Raw genomic sequence first — 22,417 nt, forward strand, 5'->3', positions numbered from 1 at the left:
TAGGCCCCGTTTGGAACGTATTTTTTTGCCATAGCTAACTGTTTAATGGTGTAAGGATGCAACTACTCCGGTACATCAGCACGCCTTCAATCGCATATTGCGTTAGCTGTGACGACTGTACGGGCAAACTATTTTTATCATACTCGTAACTTTCCAGGTGAAAGCCATCAACACGGCCATCAAGGTTATAAATGTCAAGCAGATGGCTGAACATTTCGGTCACGCTGTTTTGATCAAAATTTTCCCTGTCTATTTCCCCATCTATTTTTATGGTGCAACTATCCAGTTCCCCGTTGTAATCTGCCAGTGTAACTGTTGTTTTAAAGGGCAATGAAGTATTACCAAATGCATTGCGTATTTCACGGTAACCGCCAACAGAATAATTGTTGCTTTTACTGAAACGCTGTCTCAATAATCCCGGCAGTAGCGCATGGTACAGGTATGATGACCGCACCGCCTTGTTCAGCCCATCATCGGTATAGAGCAGTAAAACTGCACCGTTGATCAGTTCTTTGTTTTTTGCATCATTTGCATATTTTTTTGCAAGCCCGGGCCTTATTTTTAGCCACTCTTCCTTAATCTGGGCAAGGTTGGTTACCTGTTGTATGTTGCCCTGTGTATCCGTTTCAATTTTGAGTTCCTTTCTCAGTTGGGCCATGCTCAGGTCAACTGCGTCTGTTCCATTATTTTTAAGCTGCCATTGTTTTAATATCCGGATGGAAAACAGATTGTTTGTTTCCGTCTTTTTTTCTACCGAAAGCTGCACTTCTGTTTTTATTTCATTATGATATCCGTAACCATCAACTGTATAAGTGATCTGCTGTTCTATCCGGTATGTTGCCGATGTGCCTGCTTTTAATCCAAAATTTATTGGATAGGTTTCTTTGTGCAGCATGGTTAACTCTTATTGATCTCTACCTTGCCACCATTTAAGGAAGCGGTTGCTGCTGCGCCTATCGTCAGGTTCTTTTGCCCATCAATCGTGAAATCGTTTTCAGATGCGGCCAGGTTCATGGCCTTTGCCTGCGCATCGATCAGGTCTTTTCCTTCAGCAGTAATGATTTCTGCTTTTATATCAATGGTTTTTGTTGCGGCGGCCGTTTGTTCAGGTGTAGCACCCTCAGTAGGGGCAAGATTGCCCATGGTTATTTTTGGCGACTGGATATCGATGCTTTCAGAAAAATCGACACTTAAGGATTTTCCGGTAATGGATACGTGACCCTCCTTATCCATGGTAATTGTACTTAAGCCCGTATGGATTACAATTTTATTCCCTGCCTGCGCTGTTAACAAAGCTTGGCTATTTTTGATATTGATAAAGTTTGCTGCACTGGTTCCCATGTTAAGTGCATGGTTCAGGTCATCAAAAGTTAGGGCACTTCCTTTTCTTGAAGTGAGGCCCTTGGTGTTGCTGTTTTTAAAACTGCTGCTATCACCGCTTTTGCCATGGTAAACACTGCCCATCACAACAGGGCGGGCCACATTGCCTTCTTCAAAGGCTATAACAACCTGATCGCCTTTTTCGGGTATCACATGGAAGCCCCGGTTTTTGCCTGTATCGCCGCTGCCAGCATTCGGACTAACCACCCTTAACCATTCACTGGGATCGTTGGTGAGGCATTCCCATTTAAATTTTACTTTGATCCGGCCCTGGCCCTGAGGGTCGTCATTGTCCAGTACATCGGCGAGTTGCATATCCGGTGCAGGCTTTTCAAAATTCTTCACCAGGATGCGTTCTATTGTCGCTGTCAGTCCTTCAAAAGTGTTGTGGTATTTTCCTGCTACGTCGATGTGGTGATTGATTCCGGTAATGAGAAATTTGCCCAGGCTTTCGGATACAAAAGCAAGCTCCTGTTTAATGCTCATCGTAATTTCGGCAATGCTGCCAATACTCAGTTCTGCGTTATCGCCTTTGGCACTGATCTTTAACAATTCAGAAATATTGGCCTTTTCTTCGTTATCCACATGGCTTTTGATGTCGTTGCTGTTATCAACCCTGATCATGGAAGGTTGATTGAACGTTTTGCTGTACATGGAGTTGGAGGCTTCAATCGCATGTGCCAGATCGGGGCTTCCAGCTGCTGTGCCGCTACTTTCGTTCTCCAGCATTTCATCCTGCCCGGGGTTGTAAGCAAAACGTTTATGTTTTATCGGTGCAACTTCCATTGAATATTGCAAACGCTGCACATCGCGCCCGTAAAACAATGCTACTTCTTTCTGATTATCGGGTTTGCCGAAATTAAGCTGTGTGCCATCATAATAAAACCACTCGTGGTACTCTCCGGAGAGCCGGTTCAAAAACTCGAAATCACTCTCCTTATATTGGATCAGGTAGTCTATCGGCGTTTTACGGCTGGCATTGCTCACAATCTTTAAGTCATTGGCCGGGGTATCTCTTGTGGCCAGCTTTACAATCTCATTCAGGTCTTTGGCGAGGTAGGAGCCAAGGTCGGGCCCGCGATCGATCAAAATCGTTGGACTGTAACCACTCACAATGAGTACACCATGATAGCCATGATCCTGTGCCAGTTCCACTTTTGTAACCAGGCCAGCAAATTCCTGCATTTTATCCGCTTGGTGGCCAAAGGAAGCCGTAAGCGTTTTGCCTACAAAATTTCTGTTATCGTCAAGCCGTATCAGGCCGGGTATTGCCAGCTGATCATGTTTAAACCTAAGTTCAAAATAATGATGACCGTTAAACTGTTGTTTAAGCACGAAGGCATCAAAATGATTAATGGCTTTATCTTCTATATTGATTTCCGCAATAAGTTTGTTCTCCATAATGGGTTTTTTAAAATGCCTGTAAACAAGTATGCTCGCTTTCGCTTTTGATTACGGTGAGCATTAATTATTTGTTTTAAGCATCCGCATCAAACAGATAAGGCAAAAATCAAACCCTGTATAAGTTAAGGTGTTAATAATGAGGTATGAAAAAGTTAAGCTGATGCCGGATATAATGAAAAAATCCATTCCTATCATAAATAATTGCTGTTTTTAGTGCATGAAGCGACTAAAAGCAATTACTGAGAGAAATATTTATTTTTTGTTCAGCTTAATATTTAAATGATACATGCGGATAATGCGATCCGGTGCATTTATAAAAGGCGTGTAATTTTTCCCCGTATTGTTTCTAAATTTCCCCGAATTGGGGTGGGGAATGAAAACAGCACAGTAATTGGCTGAGAGGAAAGATTAAGAAATCAAGCTTTTGTATTGCGCAATATATAACGCAACACAATAAACTGGAGTCAATTTTGAAAGTGAAATAAGTGGTTTTTAATTTCCTGTCGGAAGTTCCACTACAAAGGTTGTTCCTTTGCCTTTACCGCTTTCTACATTGATTTGCCCCTGGTGCAGTTCGATAATTTCCCGGCAGAGGTAGAGGCCGATTCCAAAACCGGCAATCGATCCGATCTGTGGGTTTTGAACCCTATGGTACCGCTCAAATATCTTTTCGTGGTCTTCTGTTGCAATCTCTATACCTTCATCACTTACCAAAAATTGTATTTTGTCAGGTACTGATTTCCTGGAGGCAATGGTGATCCTGCTTCCCATTGGAGAATATTTAACTGCGTTTCCGATCAGGTTTTGAATAACCTGTGAAATTTTTTCCCGGTCTGCAATCAGCGTTAGTGCTTCCGCAGGTTCAAATTCGATAATATGGGTATGGATTGTGGAAAGCATTTCCTCTTCCAATTCGGCAAAAAGTTTTTTAAGGTCAATTGCTGATTTTTCGATCAGCATTCTTCCCGAATCCAGTCGGGATATATTCAGGAAGCCATTGATCATGGAATTCATGTTACGCACCTGCCTTACCGACCTTTCAAGTATGCTTTGCTGTGCTGTGTTCTCTGCAAGTGAAGCCTGGCGTTGGAGTACCTGTAAATAGGCATTTAAAGATGTTAATGGCGTTTTAAGTTCATGGCTAACCATGGCCATAAAGTCATCTTTACGCTGCTCATCCTTTTTTTGTTCGGTAATATCCCTTAAAGTTCCATTCAGGCTAGCAGCTTTACCGTCTGAATTGTAAAATACTCTTCCTCTGGCCTGTACCATTCTATCGTTAGTCTCCTGAGGAATTTTTATCCGGTATTCAATAAAATAGTGGCCATCTGATCCATCTCTTAACGATTCGCTAATGGCTGCGGTTACTTTTTCCCTATCATCATCGTGAATGGAATTTAACGCCAATGATAAATCAAGGTTTTCATCTGCCGTAAGTCCGAACCACGATTTTAGCAATGGGTTGCCAGAAAAGAGGTTGCTTGCCGGTTCATAATAAAATGTTGCCAGTTCTCCTGCATCGAGGGCAAGGGCAAGCATCTGTTGGTCTTTCTCGCTTCTGCGGCGATCTAGCACCTGTTGGGTAATTTCTTCAAGGATCACCAATACGCCTGTTACAGTACCCATGGTAATTATGGGCTGATAAATAGAGTTTACAATGGCTTCCCTTAATCCACCGTTATGACGGAGTTTTACCAAAAATTCTTTATTAATCTTCGGCTGGCCGGTTAAAAAAACATTATTCAACCATGCGTTTACTGGCTGTCCTTTAAGTTCTGGTCTGGCTGTATGGTGTGGTTCGCCAATTACTTCTTCTCCTTTGCGGCCCCATATGTTCAGGATTGCGGGATTGGCTATTTCAATAATATGATCTGGGCCCTGTAATACCGCAATGCCTACTGGTGCCTGTTCAATAATGGTTCTTACGTGTTCGCGGCTTTCTTCTAAAAGCTTAAGCGAACTGTTCAGGTTTTCATTTGTAGAGGTCAGCTCCTCCATTGTGGTCGCCATTTCTTCAATTAGGGCCTGTTCTTTTTCTTCTTTTTGCTGAATACGTTCGAGGTAAGCTCTTCTTGCGGTCACATCTTTTGCAGTATTTAAGATGCAGTAAGTTTTTTTATCGCTACCTATTAATGCTTTGTATTCATAATCGAAATAACCGATTGTCGGCATTCCATTTTTGATGAGTTGTGCAGGGGCATCTGTTACGGAGTAGGTAACGCCCGAATGCCATACTTGTTGAAGAAGGGGCAAAAACGGCTGACCTTCAAGCTCTGGTATGGCCGCTAATAGTGTTTTGCCTATTGCCGAAATATCTTTTCCCCATAGGGCCAGCATTCCATCGTTTGCAAAACGGATCACCATATCTTCGCCACTATAAATTGCAGTAGGCTCTGGAGATGACTGGAGTGCCTGGAATATCAGTTCGTCGTTAAAATTGTTGTCGTGCGGTCTTTCTTCGGTATTCATCAATAGTCAAAGATATGCAAATTGGAATAAATTTAATATGAAGTCATAATCAATATGGCGTCACTTAATATCCAAAAAAACATAAAATAAAACAGTAAATAAAAGCGGGATGGCCCTTAATTTTGGTTAGCTTTCTTTTAATCTTTCCTGAAGGGTCGATGGTTTTAGTCAGGAAATTCATTGTATGTGTATTAAAGCTTATGATTAGGGTTGCGAAATTCTATCTTATGTAATTTCATTACCCTCTCCAGTTCGCGGGCTTTAATTTGCTCAGGGTCAGTAACTGTATCATTGCATACTTTATTAGTCTTGTTTTGTTGTTTAAAATCTTCCCATCCTGTATAGCCGGTAAATATCGCCAGGCTATCGAGCACAAATGGCGATGCATCAGCTGTATCTTTAAGCACTCCAAAAAAGCGCTTTATCGTAGTCTCCGACAGGTAATTCCTGTCTTTAGCGAATATTTTTATTGATATTTCCTTGCAATCTGTTATGCAAAGGGTTTCAATTTTGCAGGTTGAAAGTACCTGTATCCTTAGCGCTGAATAAAAAAAGTCATATTGTCTCATATCTTATGCCTGTTCCTTTTCCAATTAGTTTTCTTATTATCCTATAGTAGGATGTTTAATTTACAGCTTTGTATGCAATTGTATAAATAATGTTTGTGACAATCTTGTTATACTTCTTGTGCTCATGTTATAATCAATGTTTAAACGTAGTAATTTAACATGTTATAGCTATGAGTTGTGGTATTTATTGGTGCAAAGTATTTAGATTTGTATACCTGCTTATGCAGATTTGATTAAATTATGAATAATAAAATTTTACTGATTGACGATGACGAATTGATGCTTGAGGCACTTGATTGTTTTTTAATGATGGAGCACTTCTATACACATAAGGTTGCCAAAGCGGAGCAGATTATACAATCGGTTAATGATTTTAAGCCTGATTTAATTGTGATGGATATCCGTTTGGATACTGCTGATGGAAGAACAGTTTGCGATGAATTAAAATCTGAAACATCTACTTCTCATATTCCCATTATATTACTTACCGGGCTCACTTTTGATGAGATTGCTTATATAGATTGTTCGGCAGATGCTATTATTGGAAAGCCTTTCCTCAACAGTTCTTTACTGTATACAATTAACCAATTACTGAAATAAACCTTTCATTATTTTCTTTTAACGCAACTTTAATTTTAAATGTGGGCTTTTTTGATTGTCGATAATCAAACTATACGCTATAATAAATCGATTTTATATAAAATAATATTTAAAATTCAAAACTTTTAAGTGAAATAGATGTTTTAGGAATACTATTTACGTCTATCTATCGTTTTAAAAGTATGAAATTTTCGCCTCAATGTATCATGCCCAAAATTTTGGTGTGTGTTATCCTCTTCGTTTTTCTGTCAATTTCCAAATCTTTCGCTTCAGACGATTATCCTCACGGTTGCATTATTTACTATAATGGGGCTGAACGCGTTTTTACTGATTTTATAGGGATTGATCCTGATAATGGAGCAAGAATGTACTCCCTATCAACCAGTTATAAACAAGGTACAGGTAATTGTGAGGCGAGGGTGAGCTATACAACACCTTACTCTGGTGGCTGTAGTATACAATGGGTTAATACAGGAGCAAATGTTACTATTGCTGAACTTTATAATTGTCCGCTTGATAAAGGCGAAACAATTTCTATTATTCTTCTCGCCATTGGCGGAGTAGCTGCGATAAGGAAAACCAGCGGTACTAAAAAGAAGTAATTAACCTGGCTTAACCCTAAGTTTTTACAATCCATTTGCCGTTATGGCCTTTAAATATGCTTGTACAATCATTGTACGAGGGTAACTTTTGTGCATAAATAAAATGATTCTCGTTTTCAACGGGTTACCTTTTGCCCACTTGCAAATCACAATGAAGATGGTAATTTTGCCTGATGAAGGTGAGTGTAGTTGCTATTTTAGAGACAGCGTTTAGTAGGGAGCCAGCATTGGCAAAGATAATGGACAACAGGTTGCTGAGGGCAGCGAAAGAACTTCAGGATTATCACCTTATCGGCCTTTTATCAAAAAGATCAAACGTACACTCGCTTACCATTCAATTGAGTTACAACCAGAAATATAAAATCCGTTATCAAATTATGAGTGATGTACCTCCAGATGTAGACATGCTTGTTAAAGAACGTTGCGGCAGGTTGGGATATATTCTTTATAAAAGCATTGCAAGGGAACAAGAAAAGGCATTGTGGTAAGTTTAACCATTACACATCATTTAGATTGATTAACTTTTTTTAAAGGTTTATTTTTAACAGGGGCTTTTCGTGCCTTGGTTTGCTTTGCGGTTGTTTTTTTAATGGCCTTCGTTTTTATCCGCTTTTCGAGTGCGTTTAGCCTGCGTTGCCACTTTTGTATTATTTCGTCCTCGTAATTGGGCAGCTCATTAGGACCAAGCATACCAAGCATTTTTGCAAGCGGACGAGAATCTTCGGCAATTTTTTTATGCTCACTAATCCATTCGCGCTTTTCCTGTTCAATATGATTTTCGTGCGATTTAATCGAATCTTTTAGCAGTGAAAGTTCAGCCTGTATATTTTTTTCTTTTCTGTATAAAATCAGCAATCTTGATGTGGCACCGGTATGCAAGGCGTTTTTCTTCAATACCGATTGATAAGCCTTAATGGCCTGCGCAAATTCATTTGCAGTTTCAAGGTTTCTGGCACTTGCAAATTTTTCTGCCTCCATAATCTTGCTCTTTTTGCTCATGTCAACTGGTTGCTTTGCGGACTATTTTTATCGGCTCGTGCCTGAATTAATTTATGAATTTCCGGCCAGATGTTTTCTGCTGCAATCCGGTATCCTGAGGCTAAAGGATGAACACCATCTGGCATATTTAGGCTCCGGTTTCCGGCTACGTTTTTTAAAAATGATGGTACTATTGCCACACCGTTTTCTTTCGCCAGCTTTTCATAAATGCCTTGGTAGCCGCTGCCGTGCCCATATGCCCATTGTGGCAGTGCAATGCCCAGTATAAGTATGGATGCAAATGGCTGTGCAACCCGCACACGAGATAGTATTGTCTGTAGGTTATTATAAATAAGGGTAGGAGATAGGCCCCTTAAAAAGTCATTGGCACCCAGTTCAATAACAAAAATGGCAATGTTTCCTTTAAGGTACGGTGCTATCCGAGATAAGGCAGCAGCTGTAGTGTCGCCGCTCAGCCCCGCATTCACCACTTCGAAACTGAATCCTTGTTGTTTCAACTTCTGATCAATTAATGCTGGCAGGGATTCGCTTTTAGGATCTTTTAGGCCGTAGCCAGCGATTAGGCTGTTGCCAAAAAAAACAATTTTCTCCATTTACTATGCGTTCTTTTTTATCAGTAAAGCCGATAACAGTACTGCTGCGCCAAGGGCAATGTATTTTCGGTGGGCTTTTGGCTTTCCTGGGATTCCCCATCCACCATAAACCGAGTTTCCAAAATTTACGGGGTTAAAAACATTGCCACTTGTTGTTTCTGTTTTTTTGGCGTGTTTTAAATAGGTGCGGATTACGCTTCCGGCAATTGCTGTGGTTAGGCCGGGTAAAATCGTGCGTGAAAAACGCATTAATGTAGAAAAACTTCCAACCATTTTTTCGGCCATTGGGTTTATCGAAAGTTTTACGACCTCATTTGCCAGTCTGCTAGGATCATACACGATTGGGCCGGGCTTAAGCACTTTTCCGGTATAATTAGCTGCATGTTGCATGCCTGGGGTATCTAAAAAGCCTGGGAAAGCATCGCATACATGTATATTGGGTTGGTGGCGCAGCTCTGCTTTTAGTGCTGCCGAGAATCCTCGAAGGCCGAACTTTGCTGCCGAATAACCTGCGCCAAAAGGCACAGGAAGAAAACCACCTATCGATATATTATTAATCAAAATTCCATGGCCCTGGGTTTTAAAATATGGAAGCACAGCATGTGCCCCGTGCATATAGCCCAGTAGATTTGTTTTTACCACTTGTTCGCTAACCTCCATCGGGGTAACATCAAACTCACCAATGGCGAGTACGCCTGCATTGTTAACCCAAACATCAATTGTACCGTTTATATCAGCTGCTGCTGCGGCAAGGTTAATCACCGATCGGTAATCCGAAGTATCGCAAACCACACATTTAACTTCAGTTTTATAAATTGCACATTCGTTTGCCAGTTCCTCAAGGGCTTTAAGGTTTCTTGAGGCAATTATAATTCGGTCGCCATTTTTAGCAAATGCCAGTGCAATTGCACTTCCTGCACCGCTAGATGCACCTGTAATAACCACCGTTCTCCTGCTTGTTTCTGTAATTTGCTGTTTCATATTATTTAAACCAGCTTAAATCAGGGAATGTTTTCTTTTTGTCTAATGTTTAAACTATTAAATGGGTTGCGTTTTTAAATCCCTGAATTAAATAGACTTCATCTTTGTAATTAAATAAGTAATGATTTCAAAAATTTACCCAAATTCCGTTATTGCTTTACTGAATTATGAAGCTTATTCATCAATAGTATAAGGTTGTAAGCAACATGCCACGTAAGAAAAGTTTTTCATATTCACAAATAAAAGCGGTATCTTACATTAAAGATAATAAGTGTTATGCTATCTTTGTAGAAGATATATATAAATTGATCGCTCCTCACCATTTTGAACTTACCCTTGAACGCCTAAGACAATTTTTAGTAGATGAACAACATCCATATGGCACTGCCCAAACTAAGCTTTGCTTTGCGAAGATTAGGCGAATTTATAAAAGGTGCTTTATTTATGAGCTTGGGGTTGTTAAAGTTTGCGAATATAAACAAATGGTTGTCGAAGGGAACCATAGATTTATTGCATATAAACTAGCTGGTATAGATTTTGAGATAAGGCCTCATACAAGTAGTCATTGCGATGTGTTAAAAAAATATAATGAAGTATATATTTCCGAAGATGATTGGGATGCGAATCATGAGGATACTGAAAAATATTGTGATGATAACTATGTAGATAAAAATTGGATTAAGAAAGAATGAAATTTGTTTTAGATATTGATGGAGTAATGGTTCATGCCAATCCACACAGACGTGTGGAACTGGAAGATGATGGCTTTTATAAATTTAATAATAAGGCAGTTGAAATATTTAATTTAATGTTTAGAACTAGTAAAGATGAATTAATATTGTCAACCTCACATCGGTATAGGTATTCTGTTAATGAATGGAAAACTATTCTCAAGGATAGAGGAATTTCGAGTAGGAAAATAACAATTTTGAATGTTAGTTTTTCATCTAATTTGAAAGTTACCAGACGTAAAGAAATTGAAACTTGGATATCTGATAATGATATTAACTATAATGACATTGTGATACTAGATGATGATAAATCTTTAAACGAGCTTCCTGTAGGATTAAAACAGCGGCTTTGCTTAACTAATTCTTATACAGGACTTAATAATGTTGAAGATTTAAAACAAGTTGTTAATAGAGAATTAAAAAGCTATACAAGAATGGAATACAAATATTACAGGCAAACCAAAGGTTAATCTTTAGTTGCCTGTAATATTATAATCAATCAAATTGATTGTTTTTATCATCAACATTTTATTCGAGGTGTATAGTTTTGATAAACTAACATTACATCAGTTCATCAAAATGAATCGGTAAGCTATTAATGCGTTTTCCGGTTGCGTGGAAAATTGCATTAGAAATGGCTGCGGGCATGCCCACCAATCCAATTTCTCCAACCCCCTTAATACCGAGTTCATTAATAAGCTCATCTTCTTCCTCGGCAAAAATTACGTCCATATCTTTAATGTCTGCATGAACAGGAATATGGTATTCACCCAGGTTAGTATTGATGTATTTACCTAGTTTTTTATCCATAATGGTTTCTTCGTGCAGGGCCTTGCTAATACCCCATACCATGGAACCATATATCTGGCTTTTTGCTGTTTTCGGGTTGATGATTTTACCTGCTGCTACTGCGGTAACGGCCCTGGTAACGGTTACGTTTCCTAGTTCAATATCTACTTCTACCTCTACAAACGATGCGCTATGCGTGGCCTTACTGTAATTCCTGAGTTTCAGCATATGCGGCTTACCCATATTTGTGGTTTTTATCGTACGGCCTTTATTAAAAGCAACAATCTCTTTAAAGGAGATTGATATTCCCGGATCAGCTTTAAGGTAAATTCTGCCACCTTCGAATACGATATCTTTATCATCACTTTTGGCAAAAGGAAAATTGTCCATCTTCCGGGCTACCTTAAGTATTTTCTTTTTCAGTTCTTTAGTGGCCACAACAATTCCCACACCTGTTGAGGCAGTCATTGCAGAGCCGCCCTGAAACATAGAAAAAGGTTTCTGACTGTCGCCATAACGGAAATCCACATCTTCAATGGGTAAACCAAGTTCATCAGCTGCAATCTGGGTCATTACTGTAAAAGTTCCGGTGCCGATATCGGTTACTGCATTATTGAGGATCAGTTTACCTTCAGCATTAATCATGGCTTCTACCCGTGATGGGAACTGCAAAGCATCCCAAATCCCTGTGGCCATGCCATAGCCTACCAGTTTATTTCCACGCGTCATGCTTCTTGGTTCGGGTGTCCGGTTTTTCCATCCAAAGCGTTCTGCGGCTTGCAGGTAACACGCTCTGAGTGCTTTACTGGTATAAGGTTTTTTTGCAGAAGGATCGGTATCTGAATAATTAAGCAGTCTGAGTTCGAGCGGATCAATTTTAAGTTTATAAGCCAGCTCATCCATAGTACATTCAATGGCATGTAAAGCTGTGCTGCCGCCGGGTGCCCGCATATCTAGAGGGGTACAAACATCCAGTGGAACAACCTTTTGCTCAAACAGCGTATTGGGCGCAGGGTAAAGCTTATGGCTCCATGAAGCTACCGATTCAAAATAATCTTCATAACTGGAGGTTTCGCTCAAGGCGGTATGGGCCATTGCGGTAAGCCTGCCATTAACATCAGTTGCAAACTTAAGATTTTGTTTAGTTGGCGGTCTGTGGCTAAAAAAGAACATCTGCTTACGGTCTAACACCAGGCGCACATTGCGTTTTAAGTGGATAGCGGCCATTGCACATAAAAGCAACTGGTATTGGGGGCGTAAACCCGAACCGAATGCGCCACCAACAAAAGGCGCAAGTACCCTTACATTTTTATATTTTAAACCAAATACATTGGCTACAAAAAGCTGGTTATTAATGGTGCCCTGCGTTTTATCGTAAATGGTGAGTTTGCCCTCGCCATTGTACACCGTTGTGGTGGCAAACATTTCCATTGGGTTGTGGTGCTCAGTGCCATGTAGGTATTCACTTTCTACCTTTACTGCGGCATTTTGATAGGCTTGTTCAAAATTGCCAGTAGGTGGGGGCGGTGGTGGTTTAAGTGCAGTGGCCAGCCCAAATTTAGGCGGTCGTGCCTGCTCTGTATGATCGGTAAGGAAGGTTTCGAAAGGTTTCTCTTCAAAATCAAATTCTACCAGTGTAGCTGCATAACGTGCGGTTTCAAAATCTTCTGCCACCACCAGTGCAATCGGTTGACCGTTATATAAAATTTCATCATTATAAAAAGGTTTAAACACTGTTCCGGGAGGGGCATCCATATCGGCATACTGGAGATCGAACCAAGCCAGTTTTGGCCGGTTTACATGCGATAATACTGTTATTACGCCAGGTAATGCGGTTGCTTTATCAATGTTGATGCTTTTAATTTTACCTTTGGTTACGGGGCTGTTTACCACATAAGCATGCAGCAGATTTTCTACCTCATATTCTGCAGCATATTTGGCAGCACCGGTTACTTTTAGTTTACCTTCGAGCCGACTTATCGGCTTACCAACGATTTTATCTTTATCCATTGTTTTTTCGATAGTTGATTGTATTGTTTAAGCCGAAGGCTGTGCGCCGGGTTGCTGGCTTGATGGATCAAGTGCCATCATACAGTTTCTTACAATTGCCTTTTTGGCAAGGGCAATTTTAAAATCATTATCGCCATATCCTTTGGCACCTTGTACAATCAGCTCTGCTGCGGCCGAAAAGTTTTCGCGGTTGGCCTCTTTATTGATTAAAAAATCTTCGGCTTCGGCAACCCGCCAGGGTTTGTGTGCAACACCGCCCAGGGCAATACGGGCTTCAGTGATCAATTTTCCATCAAGCTTTAGTGCAGTAGCAACAGATACCAGCGCAAAGGCATAAGAATGCCTGTCGCGCAGTTTTAAGTATGAATAGTGATCTTTAAAACCATTTTCAGGAAGATCTATCGAAGTGATGAGTTCGCCGGTTTTTAAATTATTGTCTAGCTCAGGAGCATCGCCGGGCAAACGGTGGAAATCAGCAAAATCGATACTTCGTTCGCCATCCAAACCGATTACATTTACCCTGGCGTTTAATGCCGAAAGTGCTATGCACATATCTGAAGGGAATACTGCAATGCAGCTGTCGCTCGTTCCCAATATTGCATGTATGCGGTTATAGCCTGTTTTTGCAGGGCAGCCTGATCCGGGGATGCGTTTATTGCATGGTACCTGATCATCATAAAAATAATAACAACGGGTGCGCTGCAATAAATTGCCTCCGTTACTGGCCATATTCCTGATTTGTGCGGAAGCCCCTGCTAAAATAGCTTTAGACAGTAAGGGATACCTTTCTTCAATTAATGAATGGTAGGCAGTATCTGCATTTCTCACTGCTGCGCCAAGCCTTACACCTCCATCAGGGTTTTCGGTTATGCTATTGTTTATGCTGATGTGGTTAATATCAATAAGTGCAGAGGGATGGGTGAGGTTATATTTCCATAAATCAACAAGGTTGGTTCCTCCGGCAAGGTATTGAGCATTTATATCTTTATCGCGCAGGTTAATGGCCTGGTCGGCATCAGCAGCCTGTAAGTACTCGAAATTATTCATAATGGCCTCCGTCTTTTACCTGCATAATTGCATCGATAATTCCTTTATTGGCACCACAACGGCATAGGTTCCCGCTCATCAGTTCGCTAACTTCATCGCGGGTTGTTGCGCGGTTTTCTTTTAACATGCCTACTGCGCTGCAAATCTGGCCGGGGGTACAGTAACCGCATTGAAAAGCATCGTGATCAATAAATGCCTTTTGCAGGGGATGGAGATTGTCATCATCACCCAAACCTTCTATTGTGGTAATTTCTGATCCGTTTTTCGCCACAGCCAGGCTTAAGCAGCTTAATATCCTTTTGTCATCACAAATAATGGTACATGCGCCGCATTGGCCATGGTCGCATCCTTTTTTTGTGCCGGTAAGTAGTAAGCGGTCGCGAAGTGCATCGAGTAATGAAACCCAAGGGCTTAAGTCCAGTTCATGGCGGATCCCATTTACTGTGAGTATAGTTTTGGCCATTTAATTATGTTTTGAAGTTGGTATGCCTATTGGTAAAACTAATATGCAGTTTAAAAAGTTTTAGATAGTGAAGATTAATGCAGCTTATGGGCTCAACTTTGAGATTGGAGGGGGGCTAGAACGGAGGTAATCAGTTCTTTAAAGAATTGGTTATGCGAAGCAAAACCGGGATATGGGCAAAAAATTATATTAATAACAGATATTCATACCTACCTGGCTTCTAAACCGACATTTAAGGTATGAATATCTGTTTTACGCTTAATTTATACAGCGGTTCTATACTGTTTCAGGCGTTTTTTCAACTCCATCCTCGCCTGATGAATATGTGTTTTAACGGTGCCCAGCGGAATTTCGAGTTCATCTGCTATTTCATGGTATTTATAACCTTCTACATACCTTACAAAAGGCAAACGGTAAGCTTCGGGTAAATTGTTTAATGCATTTTGAATGTCCTGCATGGCAAATCTATTCTCTGCTACGTTTGTGGTAGCACTTTTGTAAAGATGCATGCTGCTGATTTCTTCTTCAGTGGTTATTACTGAATTTTTTCTTGCCTTTTTGCGGTAATCATTAATGTAAGTGTTGCGCATAATTACAAATAGCCAACCCTTAAAGTTTGATCCTTTTTCAAAGCTTTCCTTAAAACGAAGTGCTTTGATCAAAGTATCCTGTACAAGGTCGTCGGCATCATCAAGGTCTCGTGTAAATTTCATCGCATGTGCGCGGAGATGGTCAGCGTAGCTACTAACCATACTGCTGAATGTGGCTGTTTTCATAGACAAATGTTTTTAGGTACTTAATCAACCATAAAAATTTTTATGTGGTTTGTATCGTTTCTAATACAATTTGTCTGCGGCCAAATGTATGGCACCCATAAGCTGTAAACCAACATTATATCGGCTATTTTATTTGTTTTTCTTTAAGCACTATTATTAAAACAAAATTCAATAACTGAAAAGGTGGATTTATTACAGGGAAAATCATCACATACAATTGAAACGCTGGAAACAGGTTTCAACGATATTAAAACAGAAATTGATAAAATAGCTGTTGTTACCCGATATGATAGCGATTATCCTTACTTAGTTAAGAAAGAAAACAAACCAGACTAAAAATAAATGTATAAAGCTCCGTTAACGGAGCTTTTTTTATGCTTTTTAATGGTATTCAAACATCAGTTTATTGTTTTCGGTATAGAGGTAGGTGGTGCGGTTGCCAAGATAGTTATGAATTGGATACCTGCTATCCATTTTATTTAATGAATCAACAAGGTTTTTGGTCACCATTTGTAGTCTGCGTTTAAAAGCAGTTCTTTTTGCTTCCAGGTCTTTTATCTCTACCTCGTTTATGGATGCATCGATATCATGCCCGATGTTGTGGATTTTATTTAAAAGGTCCAAATATTGATTGAATTGTTCCTGAATCGTGTAATTGCTCATATTAGCGATAAACGGAAAAGGGTTAAAAATAGTTTCATGCCCCTGCAAAAAGGTAATTTTTTGTTATTTAAGTGTTTTCAGGATCGCTCCGGTTACTATGGCTCCTGTTAAGTAATAGGCAATGGTTAATGCACTTACCTTTACATTTTTTGCGGTTGGTTCAGGCTGCAGGCCCATTGGCTTAGGTAATTTAACTGCGCCAACTCCTGCGGCAAGGCCCAATATAATGGCTTTTGGCCATATCAGGCTGTAACTACCGCCGATTAAACTATAATAAATTGCGTTTCCTGCCACATCACCGGCAAGTGTACTTAAGTATAATTCTTTATCATCATCAATAGAAGTACCTAAATAACCTAAAGATTTTTGCAATGCTTCTTCGCCCAACAGGTCGATACGTGGCATATCTTTACCCTTTTTAAGTGATTCGTGAAGGATATTCAGCACCACCGCACCTCCAAGGCCGGCCAGTAGGTTCGTTATCTTTCCCATGTTCAGGTGTTTAAATTTTTGTTATTGTTAACTATGGCCTACTTCAGCAATATAGGCTGGATCTACTTGTGGCTCAACATCTGCCGGCGTATTTTCGATGTACGATTGTTCAACCACGTTAAGGTATTCGCGCAATTTTGCGAAACGCATTTTTATTTCTGCTTTTTTATCTTCATCATGCTCAGGCGCACCGTCCATTGCAGCAAGTGTATCTACCGCATAATCCATAAACTGTTTGGCGGTTTCAGATAAAAGTAATTTTTCCATTTTCGAATATTTAGTCTGGCCTTTCTGACCATCTTAAATACAAATGCCACACAGTAATGGTTTTGAATATGTAGTGGTTTATTATTCCGAGAGGTTGTGAATTTAGTTCATGATGAATTATAAATGCTAAAAATTTTAGTATAATTTTGTTCTTAATAAGAGTTAATTGGTTATGATCAGGACGTTTGAGAAAAGAGCAGAGCAGAAGATTTCGGGGTTTCAATCGCCAGCTGCAGATTATTTGGAGGGTAGGCTCGATATTACCGAAAAATTAGTGATCGATCCTCATGCTACCTTTTATTTTCAGATGCAGGGCAATACCATGGCCGGTTATGGAATATGTGATGAAGATATTTTAGTGATCGACCGATCTTTAAAACCCATTGAAGGTGCATTTGTGATTGCCTTTGTAACAGGTTTTTTTAACTGCCGGCTGTTGTTGAAAGATAAGCAGGGTTTTTTTCTTAAAAACGATTCGGATATTGTAAGGGAAACGGAGATGGAGGTGTTGCAGATTTGGGGTGTGGTGAGTTCGGTATGCAGAAATGTATTGCCAAAGGCTTTAAGAACGGGGAGGTACAAGGATGTTTGCACTTTGTGATTGCAATAATTTTTATGCCTCGGCCGAGCGGCTTTTCCGCCCGGAGCTTAATGGCAAGCCCGTTGTTGTACTGAGCAATAATGACGGTTGCGTAATTGCCAGGAGTGAGGAAGCTAAAGCCTGTGGCATTAAAATGGGTGATCCCGAATTTTTGGTGAGAGATCTGATTAAAAAGTTTTCTATCCATGTTTTCTCCAGCAATTATGTTCTTTATGGCGACATGAGCGAACGGGTGATGCACAACCTGGCCAGGTGGTTTCCACGGCTCGATGTGTATAGCATTGATGAGGCTTTTGGTTGGCTTGGCGGAATTGGCAACCTTGATACTTATGTGCCTATGGTCCGTAATTCGGTAGTTCAGAATACCGGTATACCTGTTTCTATTGGCGTAGCACCAACTAAAACGCTGGCAAAGCTGGCCAACAAACTCTCTAAAAAAAGTGGTGGGGTAATGGTGTTGGATACTGATGAGAAAATAAGTGCTGCGGTAAAAGATTTTCCTGTAAGTGATTTATGGGGAGTGGGCCGTCAGTATTATAAGAAATTTCAGGAACTCGGCATTACTACCGCAGGCGAGCTCAGGGAAATGCCCGAAATGTGGTTTAAGCAGCATTTAACCGTTATGGGGCAGCGGATGTGGAATGAGTTGTGGGGTAGGCCGGCCATCCCTCTGGATGCGGTAAGGGAAAATACCAAAGGGATTACCGTTAGCCGATCTTTTAGAAATTACATTGAACAGCCTGATATTTTAGCTGAGGCTGTTACCTTATATGCCAGCAGACTGGCCGAGAAATTACGCAGGGAACAGCTGCGCTGCCTTTATTTACAGGTTTTTTTATACACCAATAAAAACAGGGAAGACCGTCCACAGCATTTTCCCAGTTATACGCATAAACTGTTGCTGGCGAGTAACAATACCACCGATTTGGTAAGCATTGCTGTTAAGGTAGCACAACGGCTTTTTAAGGATGGTGTAAAGTATAGAAAAGCTGGTGTAATTGCCACCGGACTGGTACCAGAGAGCGAATTACAACTGAATGTTTTTGCGGCCCATGATAGTGGTAAAAAGGATAAGGTTTCTGCTGTACTCGATAAACTTAACCTCGCTTATGGCAGGGGAACGCTTAGAATGGCGACTGAAGGGTTTGAGAAAAAGTGGCGGTTAAAGCACGAATACCTTTCTAAAGGTTATACCACCCGATGGCCTGATATTATTAAAGTGATTTAAAATAGGCTCACCATTTTTGGAGGGGATTTTTAATTGGCAAGCGCAGAGCGATAAAATCGCTTTTCTCGTACATCGGTTCTTGCCATAAAGATTGCTTCGTCGGCTGAAAAAGCCTTCTCGCAATGACGATAGCTAAATAGTCCTCGTTTGTAACGTGGGTTTTTGAGTGCGCATTTGCAATGCGAAAATAATTCTTTTAGGAGCGATAAAATCGCTTTTCCCTTACATCGGTTCTTGCCATAAAGATTGCTTCGTCGGCTGAAAAAGCCTTCTCGCAATGACGATAACTTAAATATTCCTCGTTTGTGCCGAGGATTTTTGAGGAACGCATTTGCAATGCGAAAATAACTCCTTTAAGAGCGATAAAATCGCTTTATTCGTACATCCTCGTTACAAACGAGGACGATTTGGCCTTTTAGCCCCGGTTTCGGGCCTTTTGCACCCTCAACCACCTCTCTGAGGGTCGGCTCCGGGCCTTTTAGCCTCGGTTTCGGGCCTTTAGCACCCTCAACCACCCCTCAGAGGGTCGGCACCGGGCCTTTTAGCTTCGGTTTCGAGCCTTTTGCACCCTCAACCACCCCTCAGAGGGTCGGCACCGAGCCTTTTAGCCTCGGTTTCGGGCCTTTTGCACCCTTAACCACCCCTCAGAGGGTCGGCACCGGGCTTATCTTTACATCACTAGAAGTTAAAAGCATTTTACCGATGATGTTGAATAGGAATGTAAGGGTTAGCTATCTTTTAAGGTGCTTACTTTATAATGCCTGATGATGATTTCTTTTTGGTGAAGTGTTTTCTCCAGGTTCGATTTTAATTCTTTCCAGTAGGGGGCATTAAAATGAGCCGTCATTACTTCAACTACAATTAGCTTATCGTATTCGGTTTGGTTGCCATCCTGCCAGATGCCTTTTATGGGTTGGCGGGTGTAAAGGCTTAGTCCTCCAAATTTTTCTGTCAAACTTTTTTTTAGCTTTTGCAACGTACGGTTAAAAATGCTGCTCTCAGTTATGGGTATAAATAACTGAACGAGCGTATCCTGTCTGTTATTTTTCTTTTCCCCTTCGCTAATGAGTTTCCAGGTAGCAGCAGGGCTTGTTAAACCTTTAATTTTAAATGATTTACCCGCCAATTCGTTATAGTTGATGAAAAACTGGCCAATTTGTGTAATTAAATCTTGCTCCAAATCATGGATGGTTTCAATTTTGGCCATGTTTTGATCTATAATTGGAACCGCTATAATCCGGTCATTTTCCGTTTTGTGGCCATCTTTTTCCCGTTGGTCAGCTTTAATTGCGCCAACAATTCTGCAATCTAGGGCGCAGCCTGTAAAAGTTCCTAAAGTAGAAATAACCAGCACATCCAAAGGGTCGCCATCTTCTCCTAATGTGCCTGGGATAAAACCAAAATCAAAAGGAAACACCATTCCGGCAGGCATTACTTTATTGAGTACGTAAATGTTCTGTTCAGGTTCGTAATCAAATTTTTGCTTGCTGCCTTTTGGTGTTTCAATAATTACCCTTACCTGCTGCTCTTCAGTTTTCTTATATCCTGGAGCGGTCTGTTATATCCGACCTAAAATTAATTATCTGTTTTGATAGTCTCTAGCTGCCCTCATTTTCCGCTGTATGTGTATCAGCCAAATTTTCTGAATCCAGTGTCCGGCTTTTACTCACAGGCCCGTCTGAGGGTAATGACTCATCGGGTTTTTCACCTACTTCTCGCTTATCATCCTCGTTTTCGGGAAAACCCATGTTTTCCTTATTTTCCTTTTCGCCAGCATTGCCATTCGTGTTTTCCATTGCTATTGATTTTATAGGTGTAATTAATTTTCGGTACTACTTTCTGGCAGCACTGTTTCTGGTGCTTGTGCGGATTGATTTTGCGGTACTTCGGCAAGCTTTTCTATAAGTGCCTTAGCAACAGGACCCGCAGATAATGGATTCTGCCCGGTAATCAGCAAGCCATCGATTTCTACATGAGAAAGGAAGGGCACTAAACTATTTTTAATTTCTGCCCCTAATGTTTCCAGTTTTGTTTGCAACAGATAAGGAACATGATCGCCACGGCCAACCAGCGTTTCTTCGGTATTGCTAAAAGCCGAAATTCTTTTTCCTTTTAAAAAACCAGGGCGAATGTTTTCGGCACCAAGCAATGCAGCCGGGCCATGGCATACTGCTGCTACCGGTTTGCCAGCATCTAAAAAGTCATGAATCAGGATTCCGCTATTGTTATCAACAGCCAGATCCCAAAGGGGGCCATGCCCACCAGGATAAAACAAGGCGTCATAATCTTCAACCCTAATTTGATTTAAGGTGCTGGTGTGTGAAAATGCATTTTTTGCATTTTCATCATCCTGGTATCTGCGGTTGGATCCGGTTATGTTTTCTGTCAGTTCACTCATTGGGTCTACCGGTGGCCGGCCACCTTTAGGGCTAAACAGATCTACCTGGTAGCCTGCATCGATAAATTCGTAATATGGATCGGTAAATTCGCCAAGCCAAACTCCGGTTTTATCATCAGTATTTTGCATGTCGCGATGAGAGGTCATCACCATTAATATCTTTTTCATAAGTTGCTTATTTTATGTCTTCAGGATCAAGTTCATTACCTTCTTCATCAACGCGCTGGTGTTCATCCCAATTCGAATCTTGTGTATTATCAGTTTGCTGATCTACATTTTCTTCTTCCTGTTCTTTTGGATCTTTCATGTTTTTAAGATTTTTAATACAAAGAGATAACAAGTTTAAGCAAGCAATGGTTCGCCAAAGCTGAAAAGAAATACTTAACCGCATAAAAAGATCTGGTTGTTGGCAATACACATCTGTTTAATGCGCTATTATTTAATATTGGTTTAAATGTTTAAACCTTATCGCCTTTTTACGTGTTTTATTAAGAAAAACGATTATGAACGATAACATTGAACCAAGAGACACAGATGCTGAAGACAGCAACGGTCAGTCGCAAATAAGTCCGAATGAGGAAAAGGAAGTTGATGATAACGAAGTACAACGTGGCCTTACAGGTGAAACAGACGATGAGGAAGATGTTGGCGGAGACCTTGCAGGCAATGCCGGCGGAAATACTTAACTGATTAATGGCTGTTCCATTATCTAAAGGTTTAACACTATTTAATTTGTACAATTTTAAAGGATCACCATAATGGGAACTGAAGAAAAAAATAACAACCTGGGCGATAAGAATGCTGAAAACAGCGCAGAACGCACCAATATGCCCGATAACCAGGTGCCAAGGTTTAGAAGTAATGAAAATCATGAAAAGAACAGGGTTAAAAGTGAGGCCGGATTTTTAAGCAGAGAAGTAGGCGAAGGAGATTTCGGCTCGGAAGAAGCAAGGGCCGATTGGGAAAAAGGAAACAGCGGAACTGCAGGTAACATGCCCAATTCGGTGAGTAAAGAAGATAGTGATGATGAAGAAAGTTTGCCTTAGTTTATGCAGCAAATCTTATTTGATAAGAACTATTGAATTACTTGAATTGGGATAGGCCATTGCTAAATAAATTATGTAAAGGCATTACATTCTGGAGTGATTTACAAATAATTGAACTGTTTAAAATAGGTTAACCGATGGTTAACCTATTTCTTTTTTCGTGCGCCGGGCATGGCAATCGACTATAGGGTTCAAGTCCCGAACACGCTTAGCAGTAGGAAGTGTTAGCTCGAGACAAGGGTGTCGTGGGTGACTGCGAATCTGAAGGAAGTCCGCGGCAAATATGGGGGCTTACGAACAGAAACTGTA

General features: G+C 40.6%; 28 protein-coding genes. 10 read left to right on the forward strand and 18 right to left on the reverse strand.

Annotated elements, in window-relative coordinates; genetic code table 11:
- Nucleotides 1-34 precede the first annotated feature (34 nt).
- The 4 genes from ACZZZW_RS10765 to ACZZZW_RS10780 all read right to left on the reverse strand — a co-directional run bounded on the left by ACZZZW_RS10765 (nt 35) and on the right by ACZZZW_RS10780 (nt 5,660).
- Nucleotides 35-895 (reverse strand): hypothetical protein, encoded by an 861-nt coding sequence (locus ACZZZW_RS10765; protein WP_463493277.1) that lies wholly within the window; start codon nt 893-895, stop codon nt 35-37.
- A gap of 2 nt (nt 896-897) precedes the next feature.
- Nucleotides 898-2,781, reverse strand: a complete 1,884-nt coding sequence (locus tag ACZZZW_RS10770; protein ID WP_463493279.1) for a phage baseplate assembly protein V — start codon at nt 2,779-2,781, stop codon at nt 898-900.
- Between the two features lie 495 nt (nt 2,782-3,276).
- Nucleotides 3,277-5,253: a PAS domain-containing sensor histidine kinase gene (locus ACZZZW_RS10775; RefSeq protein WP_463493281.1), complete on the reverse strand. Its 1,977-nt coding sequence runs from the start codon at nt 5,251-5,253 to the stop codon at nt 3,277-3,279.
- Nucleotides 5,254-5,444: 191 nt separating this feature from the next.
- A complete protein-coding gene (locus ACZZZW_RS10780; RefSeq protein WP_463493282.1) occupies nt 5,445-5,660 on the reverse strand; it encodes a hypothetical protein in 216 nt (71 codons plus the stop codon).
- Between the two features lie 402 nt (nt 5,661-6,062).
- On the opposite strand from ACZZZW_RS10780, the gene ACZZZW_RS10785 reads away from it, so the two are divergent.
- From ACZZZW_RS10785 to ACZZZW_RS10795, 3 genes are all read left to right on the forward strand, one after another.
- Nucleotides 6,063-6,422, forward strand: a complete 360-nt coding sequence (locus tag ACZZZW_RS10785) for a response regulator transcription factor (RefSeq protein ID WP_463493283.1) — start codon at nt 6,063-6,065, stop codon at nt 6,420-6,422.
- A 182-nt stretch (nt 6,423-6,604) separates the two neighbouring features.
- Nucleotides 6,605-7,024, forward strand: coding sequence for a hypothetical protein (locus tag ACZZZW_RS10790; RefSeq protein ID WP_463493285.1), 420 nt, complete (start codon nt 6,605-6,607; stop codon nt 7,022-7,024).
- A gap of 173 nt (nt 7,025-7,197) precedes the next feature.
- Nucleotides 7,198-7,512 (forward strand): hypothetical protein, encoded by a 315-nt coding sequence (locus ACZZZW_RS10795; protein WP_463493286.1) that lies wholly within the window; start codon nt 7,198-7,200, stop codon nt 7,510-7,512.
- Between the two features lie 16 nt (nt 7,513-7,528).
- Here ACZZZW_RS10795 and ACZZZW_RS10800 read toward each other — a convergent pair whose 3' ends face one another.
- The 3 genes from ACZZZW_RS10800 to ACZZZW_RS10810 are packed head-to-tail and all read right to left on the reverse strand — an operon-like array spanning nt 7,529 to nt 9,597.
- Nucleotides 7,529-8,023, reverse strand: coding sequence for a hypothetical protein (locus ACZZZW_RS10800; protein ID WP_463493287.1), 495 nt, complete (start codon nt 8,021-8,023; stop codon nt 7,529-7,531).
- Nucleotides 8,020-8,616: an arylesterase gene (locus ACZZZW_RS10805; RefSeq protein ID WP_463493288.1), complete on the reverse strand. Its 597-nt coding sequence runs from the start codon at nt 8,614-8,616 to the stop codon at nt 8,020-8,022. The genes ACZZZW_RS10800 and ACZZZW_RS10805 overlap by 4 nt, the downstream gene beginning before the upstream one ends.
- A 3-nt stretch (nt 8,617-8,619) precedes the next feature.
- On the reverse strand, nt 8,620-9,597 hold the full coding sequence (locus ACZZZW_RS10810; protein ID WP_463493289.1) for an SDR family oxidoreductase: 978 nt from the start codon (nt 9,595-9,597) through the stop codon (nt 8,620-8,622).
- Nucleotides 9,598-9,803: 206 nt separating this feature from the next.
- On the opposite strand from ACZZZW_RS10810, the gene ACZZZW_RS10815 reads away from it, so the two are divergent.
- Both ACZZZW_RS10815 and ACZZZW_RS10820 read left to right on the forward strand, forming a co-directional pair.
- Complete coding sequence (locus tag ACZZZW_RS10815; RefSeq protein WP_463493290.1) at nt 9,804-10,289, forward strand: hypothetical protein; 486 nt, start codon at nt 9,804-9,806, stop codon at nt 10,287-10,289.
- The gene (locus ACZZZW_RS10820) at nt 10,286-10,798 is read left to right on the forward strand and encodes an HAD domain-containing protein (RefSeq protein WP_463493291.1); all 513 of its coding nucleotides are present in this window, start codon (nt 10,286-10,288) and stop codon (nt 10,796-10,798) included. Before ACZZZW_RS10815 ends, ACZZZW_RS10820 begins: the two co-directional genes overlap by 4 nt.
- Before the next feature lie 91 nt (nt 10,799-10,889).
- On the opposite strand, the gene ACZZZW_RS10825 is transcribed toward ACZZZW_RS10820, so the two are convergent.
- From ACZZZW_RS10825 to ACZZZW_RS10840, 4 genes are all read right to left on the reverse strand, one after another.
- The gene (locus ACZZZW_RS10825; protein WP_463493292.1) at nt 10,890-13,127 is read right to left on the reverse strand and encodes a xanthine dehydrogenase family protein molybdopterin-binding subunit; all 2,238 of its coding nucleotides are present in this window, start codon (nt 13,125-13,127) and stop codon (nt 10,890-10,892) included.
- Between the two features lie 27 nt (nt 13,128-13,154).
- A complete protein-coding gene (locus ACZZZW_RS10830) occupies nt 13,155-14,174 on the reverse strand; it encodes an FAD binding domain-containing protein (protein ID WP_463493293.1) in 1,020 nt (339 codons plus the stop codon).
- Nucleotides 14,167-14,637 (reverse strand): (2Fe-2S)-binding protein, encoded by a 471-nt coding sequence (locus tag ACZZZW_RS10835; RefSeq protein WP_463493295.1) that lies wholly within the window; start codon nt 14,635-14,637, stop codon nt 14,167-14,169. The genes ACZZZW_RS10830 and ACZZZW_RS10835 overlap by 8 nt, the downstream gene beginning before the upstream one ends.
- A gap of 263 nt (nt 14,638-14,900) precedes the next feature.
- A complete protein-coding gene (locus ACZZZW_RS10840; RefSeq protein WP_055904776.1) occupies nt 14,901-15,413 on the reverse strand; it encodes an RNA polymerase sigma factor in 513 nt (170 codons plus the stop codon).
- A gap of 183 nt (nt 15,414-15,596) precedes the next feature.
- Here ACZZZW_RS10840 and ACZZZW_RS10845 point away from each other — a divergent pair, with 183 nt between their 5' ends.
- The gene (locus ACZZZW_RS10845) at nt 15,597-15,749 is read left to right on the forward strand and encodes a hypothetical protein (RefSeq protein ID WP_463493298.1); all 153 of its coding nucleotides are present in this window, start codon (nt 15,597-15,599) and stop codon (nt 15,747-15,749) included.
- Nucleotides 15,750-15,794: 45 nt separating this feature from the next.
- Here the strand turns inward: ACZZZW_RS10845 and ACZZZW_RS10850 are convergent, their stop codons facing one another.
- The 3 genes from ACZZZW_RS10850 to ACZZZW_RS10860 form a co-directional block, all read right to left on the reverse strand.
- On the reverse strand, nt 15,795-16,076 hold the full coding sequence (locus ACZZZW_RS10850; RefSeq protein ID WP_055904773.1) for a hypothetical protein: 282 nt from the start codon (nt 16,074-16,076) through the stop codon (nt 15,795-15,797).
- Between the two features lie 63 nt (nt 16,077-16,139).
- Nucleotides 16,140-16,568 carry a hypothetical protein gene (locus tag ACZZZW_RS10855; protein ID WP_055904770.1) on the reverse strand — a complete coding sequence of 143 codons (429 nt, stop codon included), beginning with the start codon at nt 16,566-16,568 and terminating at the stop codon, nt 16,140-16,142.
- A 27-nt stretch (nt 16,569-16,595) separates the two neighbouring features.
- Nucleotides 16,596-16,835 carry a hypothetical protein gene (locus ACZZZW_RS10860; protein ID WP_463493301.1) on the reverse strand — a complete coding sequence of 80 codons (240 nt, stop codon included), beginning with the start codon at nt 16,833-16,835 and terminating at the stop codon, nt 16,596-16,598.
- Between the two features lie 172 nt (nt 16,836-17,007).
- Between ACZZZW_RS10860 and ACZZZW_RS10865 the strand changes: the two genes are divergently transcribed.
- Together ACZZZW_RS10865 and ACZZZW_RS10870 are read left to right on the forward strand one after the other, a co-directional pair.
- Nucleotides 17,008-17,436, forward strand: a complete 429-nt coding sequence (locus ACZZZW_RS10865) for a LexA family protein (RefSeq protein ID WP_463493303.1) — start codon at nt 17,008-17,010, stop codon at nt 17,434-17,436.
- Entirely contained in the window at nt 17,420-18,664 is a 1,245-nt protein-coding gene (locus ACZZZW_RS10870; RefSeq protein WP_463493305.1) for a Y-family DNA polymerase, read from the forward strand. Before ACZZZW_RS10865 ends, ACZZZW_RS10870 begins: the two co-directional genes overlap by 17 nt.
- Nucleotides 18,665-19,391: 727 nt before the next feature.
- Here the strand turns inward: ACZZZW_RS10870 and ACZZZW_RS10875 are convergent.
- From ACZZZW_RS10875 to ACZZZW_RS10890, 4 genes are all read right to left on the reverse strand, one after another.
- The gene (locus ACZZZW_RS10875) at nt 19,392-20,174 is read right to left on the reverse strand and encodes an inorganic diphosphatase (protein WP_463497740.1); all 783 of its coding nucleotides are present in this window, start codon (nt 20,172-20,174) and stop codon (nt 19,392-19,394) included.
- 88 nt (nt 20,175-20,262) lie between these two features.
- A complete protein-coding gene (locus ACZZZW_RS10880; RefSeq protein WP_055904752.1) occupies nt 20,263-20,460 on the reverse strand; it encodes a hypothetical protein in 198 nt (65 codons plus the stop codon).
- A gap of 23 nt (nt 20,461-20,483) precedes the next feature.
- Complete coding sequence (locus ACZZZW_RS10885; protein WP_463493308.1) at nt 20,484-21,230, reverse strand: type 1 glutamine amidotransferase domain-containing protein; 747 nt, start codon at nt 21,228-21,230, stop codon at nt 20,484-20,486.
- Between the two features lie 7 nt (nt 21,231-21,237).
- A complete protein-coding gene (locus ACZZZW_RS10890; RefSeq protein WP_463493310.1) occupies nt 21,238-21,453 on the reverse strand; it encodes a hypothetical protein in 216 nt (71 codons plus the stop codon).
- Nucleotides 21,454-21,565: 112 nt separating this feature from the next.
- Here ACZZZW_RS10890 and ACZZZW_RS10895 point away from each other — a divergent pair, with 112 nt between their 5' ends.
- Both ACZZZW_RS10895 and ACZZZW_RS10900 read left to right on the forward strand, forming a co-directional pair.
- Nucleotides 21,566-21,748 carry a hypothetical protein gene (locus ACZZZW_RS10895; protein ID WP_055904749.1) on the forward strand — a complete coding sequence of 61 codons (183 nt, stop codon included), beginning with the start codon at nt 21,566-21,568 and terminating at the stop codon, nt 21,746-21,748.
- 72 nt (nt 21,749-21,820) lie between these two features.
- Nucleotides 21,821-22,108 (forward strand): hypothetical protein, encoded by a 288-nt coding sequence (locus ACZZZW_RS10900; RefSeq protein ID WP_463493312.1) that lies wholly within the window; start codon nt 21,821-21,823, stop codon nt 22,106-22,108.
- Nucleotides 22,109-22,417 lie beyond the last annotated feature (309 nt).

The sequence above is a fragment of the Pedobacter sp. AC379 genome (assembly GCF_979258145.1).

What these genes read in the sequence shown, in the direction of transcription:
- ACZZZW_RS10765 (WP_463493277.1), bottom strand. Translation starts at nt 895, where the DNA reads ATGCTGCACAAAGAAACCTATCCAATAAATTTTGGATTAAAAGCAGGC.
- ACZZZW_RS10770 (WP_463493279.1), bottom strand. Translation starts at nt 2,781, where the DNA reads ATGGAGAACAAACTTATTGCGGAAATCAATATAGAAGATAAAGCCATT.
- ACZZZW_RS10775 (WP_463493281.1), bottom strand. Translation starts at nt 5,253, where the DNA reads ATGAATACCGAAGAAAGACCGCACGACAACAATTTTAACGACGAACTG.
- ACZZZW_RS10785 (WP_463493283.1), top strand. Translation starts at nt 6,063, where the DNA reads ATGAATAATAAAATTTTACTGATTGACGATGACGAATTGATGCTTGAG.
- ACZZZW_RS10790 (WP_463493285.1), top strand. Translation starts at nt 6,605, where the DNA reads ATGAAATTTTCGCCTCAATGTATCATGCCCAAAATTTTGGTGTGTGTT.
- ACZZZW_RS10795 (WP_463493286.1), top strand. Translation starts at nt 7,198, where the DNA reads ATGAAGGTGAGTGTAGTTGCTATTTTAGAGACAGCGTTTAGTAGGGAG.
- ACZZZW_RS10800 (WP_463493287.1), bottom strand. Translation starts at nt 8,023, where the DNA reads ATGAGCAAAAAGAGCAAGATTATGGAGGCAGAAAAATTTGCAAGTGCC.
- ACZZZW_RS10805 (WP_463493288.1), bottom strand. Translation starts at nt 8,616, where the DNA reads ATGGAGAAAATTGTTTTTTTTGGCAACAGCCTAATCGCTGGCTACGGC.
- ACZZZW_RS10810 (WP_463493289.1), bottom strand. Translation starts at nt 9,597, where the DNA reads ATGAAACAGCAAATTACAGAAACAAGCAGGAGAACGGTGGTTATTACA.
- ACZZZW_RS10815 (WP_463493290.1), top strand. Translation starts at nt 9,804, where the DNA reads ATGCCACGTAAGAAAAGTTTTTCATATTCACAAATAAAAGCGGTATCT.
- ACZZZW_RS10820 (WP_463493291.1), top strand. Translation starts at nt 10,286, where the DNA reads ATGAAATTTGTTTTAGATATTGATGGAGTAATGGTTCATGCCAATCCA.
- ACZZZW_RS10825 (WP_463493292.1), bottom strand. Translation starts at nt 13,127, where the DNA reads ATGGATAAAGATAAAATCGTTGGTAAGCCGATAAGTCGGCTCGAAGGT.
- ACZZZW_RS10830 (WP_463493293.1), bottom strand. Translation starts at nt 14,174, where the DNA reads ATGAATAATTTCGAGTACTTACAGGCTGCTGATGCCGACCAGGCCATT.
- ACZZZW_RS10835 (WP_463493295.1), bottom strand. Translation starts at nt 14,637, where the DNA reads ATGGCCAAAACTATACTCACAGTAAATGGGATCCGCCATGAACTGGAC.
- ACZZZW_RS10840 (WP_055904776.1), bottom strand. Translation starts at nt 15,413, where the DNA reads ATGAAAACAGCCACATTCAGCAGTATGGTTAGTAGCTACGCTGACCAT.
- ACZZZW_RS10850 (WP_055904773.1), bottom strand. Translation starts at nt 16,076, where the DNA reads ATGAGCAATTACACGATTCAGGAACAATTCAATCAATATTTGGACCTT.
- ACZZZW_RS10855 (WP_055904770.1), bottom strand. Translation starts at nt 16,568, where the DNA reads ATGGGAAAGATAACGAACCTACTGGCCGGCCTTGGAGGTGCGGTGGTG.
- ACZZZW_RS10860 (WP_463493301.1), bottom strand. Translation starts at nt 16,835, where the DNA reads ATGGAAAAATTACTTTTATCTGAAACCGCCAAACAGTTTATGGATTAT.
- ACZZZW_RS10865 (WP_463493303.1), top strand. Translation starts at nt 17,008, where the DNA reads ATGATCAGGACGTTTGAGAAAAGAGCAGAGCAGAAGATTTCGGGGTTT.
- ACZZZW_RS10870 (WP_463493305.1), top strand. Translation starts at nt 17,420, where the DNA reads ATGTTTGCACTTTGTGATTGCAATAATTTTTATGCCTCGGCCGAGCGG.
- ACZZZW_RS10880 (WP_055904752.1), bottom strand. Translation starts at nt 20,460, where the DNA reads ATGGAAAACACGAATGGCAATGCTGGCGAAAAGGAAAATAAGGAAAAC.
- ACZZZW_RS10885 (WP_463493308.1), bottom strand. Translation starts at nt 21,230, where the DNA reads ATGAAAAAGATATTAATGGTGATGACCTCTCATCGCGACATGCAAAAT.
- ACZZZW_RS10890 (WP_463493310.1), bottom strand. Translation starts at nt 21,453, where the DNA reads ATGCGGTTAAGTATTTCTTTTCAGCTTTGGCGAACCATTGCTTGCTTA.
- ACZZZW_RS10895 (WP_055904749.1), top strand. Translation starts at nt 21,566, where the DNA reads ATGAACGATAACATTGAACCAAGAGACACAGATGCTGAAGACAGCAAC.
- ACZZZW_RS10900 (WP_463493312.1), top strand. Translation starts at nt 21,821, where the DNA reads ATGGGAACTGAAGAAAAAAATAACAACCTGGGCGATAAGAATGCTGAA.